Source organism: Hungatella effluvii, assembly GCF_003201875.1.
Lineage (GTDB): Bacteria > Bacillota > Clostridia > Lachnospirales > Lachnospiraceae > Hungatella > Hungatella effluvii.
This window is the reverse complement of record NZ_QJKD01000039.1, coordinates 1-5939: the sequence shown is the minus strand read 5'-3', so window position 1 is coordinate 5939 and position 5939 is coordinate 1. Positions and strand designations below refer to the sequence as shown.

Here is a 5939-nt window from a genome sequence, read left to right as displayed (position 1 = left end):
TTTGCCAGTGGAAGCATTGCCACTGAACTCATCAATGGAATGTGCTTGCGGGAGCCGGTCTGGCGTAGGATAACTGATGGTATCCAAAAGCCGGCTGACTGTTTGGACGGATACACCAGTAAGTTCTGCAATCTGTTTTACGGAAAAGGTTTGGCGAAGTAAGGAAACAACGTAGAAAGCAAGCCTGCGGGTACTGCGATAGCAGCTGGGCAGAAACGAGCATGGTTCCGTAAAACGTTTGTGGCAGGAGGTACGTAAATACCGTCGTTTACGAAGGGCCAGGATTACCTGGTTTCCCTGTAAAGGGACGTCCTGGACTTCTTGTAAGCGATAATCATGAATCCGTTTTGTTTTGACCCCACAGCAGGGATAGATCTGTTCTAAGGGGGGTAACTGAATAAAAATTTTAATAAAGGAGTCCGCCTGGAGTTAGGCTTCTTATAGATGTATTTTATTGTAACCAAAAGAATGATAGAAGTGTGTTTTTCAGCCCCCCAACATTCAGTATAGAAACAATAAGAAAAGTCGCCGATAACATAACGTTATTATCGGCGACTTCTTTTGGCAATTAGAATTTTCTAGTGCAGTTAAAGTTATTATTTTACTGTTGTATTCTTAACACTCTTATATGCTTCAATACGGCTACCTGTTACATCAAAGTACCAGTCGTTACCATCTTTTGCATTTTTCTTGCTTGTAACGATAGAACCGCTAGTTGTTACTAAGTAGTAATCCTCTTTTTCATCAGGTGTGTAGACTTTGATAGAATCACCATCTTTATTCTTACCAACATACTGAGCATCTACTCTCCAGTTTTTGCTAGCGAGTGTTTTAATAGTATCGGCATCACCGTCTTTGCCTTCTTCATAGGATACAATTACATACTTATCATCGCTACTTGCTTTGACTTTCTTACCCATTGTGTAGAAGGCTTTGTCCTTAAGACCTGTAACACCCTGACCTTTGTTATCACCACTCTTGTTGAACAAGAATGTAAAGCTATCACCATCAATTGTCAGATTCTGTGTTCCAGTCTTCATAGAACCGTCTTCACCATTACCAAAGTAATAGATCGCACCAACACCACTTTCAATAAGACTATCTAAGTTGTCTTCTGTATCAATATCATCATCAATGATATCGCGGATTACATTGTCTTCAACATCCAAGCATACAAGCCCATTGATCATTGCACCATCTTCATCAAACGCATAAGTCTTTCCATTAATGCTCTTTAATACGCTAGCATATAAGAATCCTTTGCCATCAGCATAATACCAATTCTCAGTATCAGTATCATGATCATCTGAATTTAAGCCTGAAGATGGAACTACCTTAAACCAACCCTTGGTCTTTCTTGCACCGTCTTCTGCGCTACTGAAATACTTGTAATCAGCACCATTTGCAGGTGTTGCGGCATCACTATTGGTTGCATCATCTGACCAACCAGATACCATCTTGCCCCAAGAATTGAAACCATATTTCTTGCCATTAATAGTTTTTTCTTTAATATTATTTCCATCTTCGGCCATTAATTTTTTACCATTTGACTGGAACCAGAACCAGTAATCCTGATCTTCATCATCTTCTTCGGTATCAATTACATGGATCTGAGCCCAACCTGTTGCTCTGGCACCATCATCCTGGCCACCACAGTAGTAAAGGGTATCTTCATTTTTCCAATCTTCATCATCCGTCATTCTAGTTGAAGAACCATTCACCCAACCAAATAACATCTTTCCTTCTTCATCGAAAGCATATTTCTTTCCATTAATATTCTTAAAAGAAGTATCATTATCAGAAGGAGCTGTATAAGCTTTTCCATTGCTCTGGAAGAAATACCAATAAGAATCTGGTGCATCCTCATCGTCGTCATCTTCATTGGCAATCTGAACCCAACGATTAGCGACCATAACGCCATTAGCGTCTACGTAGTAGTAATTGTCATCGTCTTCAACAAGAGTCTCTGTTGCCATCTCTCCATCATCGTTAAGATAGAACCAGTTGTTTCCGGATTTTTTCCACTCGTCAGTTACTTTGTTGCCATCTTTATCATAATATACCCATGTACCATTCTCTTCTGCCCAGCCTGTAGCTGCAAAAGAAGTCATGGAAGCACCGATGGCAAGCAGTGCTGCTGCAGATAATACTGCAACTAATTTTGTCTGCTTTCTCATAATTAATGCACTCTCCTTTTTCTTTTTGAAATACTTTTTGAAATTCCTAATTGCATTACGAGGTAATTATACTTCCTATAAGGGAAATTAGGTGGAAGAAGGGTTCAATTATTAAAGGTTATTGAGTAGCGTTTAATATTTTATTTTCTAATTACAGATTAAATGCTTTGGATTAATAACCATAATTTTAATAAGTTATCTTTATTGAATGAATAATTTTTTGATATTGTAAATATTTATTCAGGAACTATACTGTCATAAGAAATAAATTAGTTTTCTCGATTCGGAATTAAAATTGAAGTTATTTACATCATAAGTCAGAGATGAGTTACCATATATTTTTGTAAAAATCTCTTAATGCCAGGAAACTATTCTAAACTTGGTAACAATTGCTGTATTGACTAAATGCAAATTTAAGTATACCAGATATTACATTGTTGGTTTATCTGAGTGGTAAGTATTAAAAAAACTATTTTCAATGAAACATGCTATCCGTTTTCTTATAGCAATATGTAAGAATATTTTTTAAAGAGTAACAACTTTAAATTATTCCAGTCCCTCATTTCTGAAAGTAGATTTAAATAATAGGATTCTGGTAGGGTGAGGATATTGTGAAAATTTAAAATGTCATTAAAATGTATCTGAGAACAATATAAACAATTTATAATATTACTGAGGTGCTCTAATAATTTCGGTTATTTTACAGTATAGCGCTTTAATGTATTTATTTGGCGTAGAAAGTTGCTGGTGAAGTGAGAAAAGTAGTGCTGGTCTCCATATAACGATGATAAGGATTATGATGCTTTTAGGAAGTCAACAAACTTCTAGAACTATAAGGTTATCTATCTTAATACGCTTGCCGATCAATACATCGCCTAAGTAATTAATTCTCTTAAAAAATTGTTTGCTTTTTTAAACTATGATTAGGACTTTGCATTATTGTTGTTTAATAATATTATATTTACCTTTATACTGAAGATTTGCTGAGTATAGTGGCAAACAAAAAGGGTTAGTTTTATAATATATATTTCAACACTTTTATATTTAATATAAAAGAATTTATATACGATATCATGTATTTTAATACATATACATTTTTGCAATTTTAACACAAATCAATCTTAACCTTAAAACAAATTAAAGTTATTATATGGTAATTAAAAATTAAATCTTAGATAAAACACTTGTTTTTAACCGGATTCTTCTGCCTAATTTCCCTTATAGGAAGTATAATTACCTCGTAATGCAATTAGGAATTTCAAAAAGTATTTCAAAAAGAAAAAGGAGAGTGCATTTTTATGAGAAAGCAGACAAAATTAGTTGCAGTATTATCTGCAGCAGCACTGCTTGCCATCGGTGCTTCCATGACTTCCATTGCAGCAACTGGCTGGCAGGAAGAGAATGGTACATGGGTTTATTATGATAAGAATGGCGAAACAGTAACCGAACAGTGGGCAAAATCAGGAAATAACTGGTTCTGGCTGAATGAAGACGGAGAAATGGCTACCGACTTTTTAGTAGACGATGACAGCAATTACTATTATGTAGATGCTAATGGCGCTATGGTTACTAATCAGTGGGTCTCCATCGAAAATGAGGATTATGATGGAGACAGTGATGATGATCCCTTAAATTATTGGTACTATTTCGGCGCCAACGGTAAGGCTTACAAAAGCTCTTCCAACAGCAATAGTGCCTCCTTTAAGACCATTAACGGCAAGAAGTATATTTTCAACGATGAAGCACAGATGCTTTATGGTTGGATTGATACAGATGGTCAGAGAGTAACTGGTGACGATGATTGGCGCGAGGGCGTTTATTACTGTGGTGATGAGAATGATGGCGCACAGAAGGTAGGCGAATGGGCTTATCTTGATATCACTGATAATAATTGGGATGAAATTGATACTGGTCTTTCCAGCAACAATTTATTTGACGATGAAGATCAGACTCGCTATTTCTACTTTAAAACTAATGGTAAGAAGATGACAAATGAGAAAGGAAAAACCATTAACGGCAGAAAATACAGCTTTGATGAATATGGACGTATGAATGCTGAATGGGTCAACTGGGATGCTACGCCTTCTACAGCAAGCGCAGGTTCTGCTACCTATACAACAGGATTTAGATATTATGGAGACCCTGAAGATGGCGCAAGAGTGACCAAAGGCTGGTTCCAGGTAGTACCAGATTCTTACTTAAGCCCAGATGACTATGAAGACGATGAAAATAACTGGTATTATTCTGACAAAGATGGAAAGTTAGTTGCTTCTGAAATTAAAACAATTAATGGTAAGAAGTATGCATTTGACTCTTTCGGCGTAATGAAGAGTGGTCTGAAAGCAATTAAGTTTGTTGGAAATAGTACGACTGAAATTGATGAAATCAAAGGTGACGATGGTATTAACAACATGCATTTCGACACAGAAGATAATTTTAAAGATAATGTTTCCAATTTATATGGCGCTGGTTACAAGTTATATTACTTTGGTTCCGGAGATGACGGTGCTATGAAGACTGGAAAACAGACAGTATCTCTTGATGGTGAGGATTACTCCTTCTTATTCAATAAATCTGGCAGCTCTAAAGGTGCGGGTAAACTGGGGATTGACGATGATAAGTATTACTTAGGTGGCATGTTATTGAAGGCATCTAAAGATGATAAGTATACTGTTATCAAGATTACTAAAGATACAAATGGCACTATATCAGCTCTGGAATGCTTAAGTACGGAAGAGTTCCTTAATGATATTGACGCAACTTCTTCCATCCCAGCCGGAAAAGATGACGATTATGATGAGTACTATGACGTAAAAGAAGCTGCAAAAGATACAAATACAACTCAGTACAGACTTGTTAATACCTCTGGTAGTGTTCAGAAGAACAAGAACAAAGCTAAAGATGGAGATGATCGCTGTTATAAAGTTGGTACTGGAAAAGAAATCGAAGCCGTGTTTGTAGAAAGTTAATAACAATTAAAAAACAAGAAATTCTAATTGCCAAATAGTAAAAAAGAGTGCTGCAAAATAGGTGTATAATTCATCTATAGAGTAGCACTTCTTTTTTATAGATATAGGCTCAGAAATAGCTGCATAAATATTTAATCGTGTTATCCAGCCCGTTGTATATGTTTGCATAAGGTGCATGAATTCACATAAACTAAAAACAGCTAAAGTGTATCTATATTATAAAAAAGATTCTGTACTGAATGTTGAGCGAGTAGAAAAACACACTTCTAACATTCGTTTGGTTATAAAAAAATACATCTATAAGAAGCCTCCAAATACATTATCCCGACTAAAGTATAATGTATATAGAGGTGTCCCATATAGATGTACCCCAATTATACCTAGGTTTTCCTCAACTTGGAGGGTGTTTATATTAAAAAAGTGATCCTATAGTGGAGCAAAAACAAAAAGGATTCATGATTACCGCTTACAAGAAGTCCAGGACGTCCCTTTACAGGGAAAACAGGTAATCCTGATCCTTCGTAAACAACGGTATCTCCGTACCTCCTGCCTCAAACGTTTTACGGAACCATGCTCGTTTCTGCCCAGCTGCTATCGAAGGACCCGCAGGCTTGCTTTCTACATTGTTTCCTTATTTTGCCAAACCTTTTCCGTAAAACAGATAGCAAAACTTACTGGTGTATCCGTCCAAACAGTCTGCCGGCTTTTGGATACCATCAGTTATCCTACGCCAGACCGGCTCCCGCAAGCACATTCCATTGATGAGTTCAGTGGCAATGCTTCCACTGGCAAA

The 5939-nt window shown here is 36.5% G+C and carries 3 protein-coding genes and 1 pseudogene; 2 read left to right on the top strand and 2 right to left on the bottom strand.

All coding sequences use genetic code 11. The features are described from left to right. Both DFR60_RS31360 and DFR60_RS30025 read right to left on the bottom strand, forming a co-directional pair. A pseudogene (locus DFR60_RS31360) lies at positions 1 to 429 on the bottom strand (transposase family protein); the annotation flags it as partial. Positions 430 to 596: 167 nt separating this feature from the next. Continuing rightward, on the bottom strand, positions 597 to 2177 hold the full coding sequence (locus tag DFR60_RS30025) for a PspC-like choline-binding domain-containing protein (RefSeq protein WP_110326964.1): 1581 nt from the start codon (positions 2175 to 2177) through the stop codon (positions 597 to 599). Positions 2178 to 3475: 1298 nt separating this feature from the next. On the opposite strand from DFR60_RS30025, the gene DFR60_RS30020 reads away from it, so the two are divergent. Together DFR60_RS30020 and DFR60_RS31355 are read left to right on the top strand one after the other, a co-directional pair. Next, positions 3476 to 5146 carry a PspC-like choline-binding domain-containing protein gene (locus DFR60_RS30020; protein WP_110326962.1) on the top strand — a complete coding sequence of 557 codons (1671 nt, stop codon included), beginning with the start codon at positions 3476 to 3478 and terminating at the stop codon, positions 5144 to 5146. 451 nt (positions 5147 to 5597) lie between these two features. Continuing rightward, positions 5598 to 5939: transposase family protein (locus DFR60_RS31355; RefSeq protein WP_349699504.1), on the top strand; the 342-nt coding region annotated here is incomplete at its 3' end.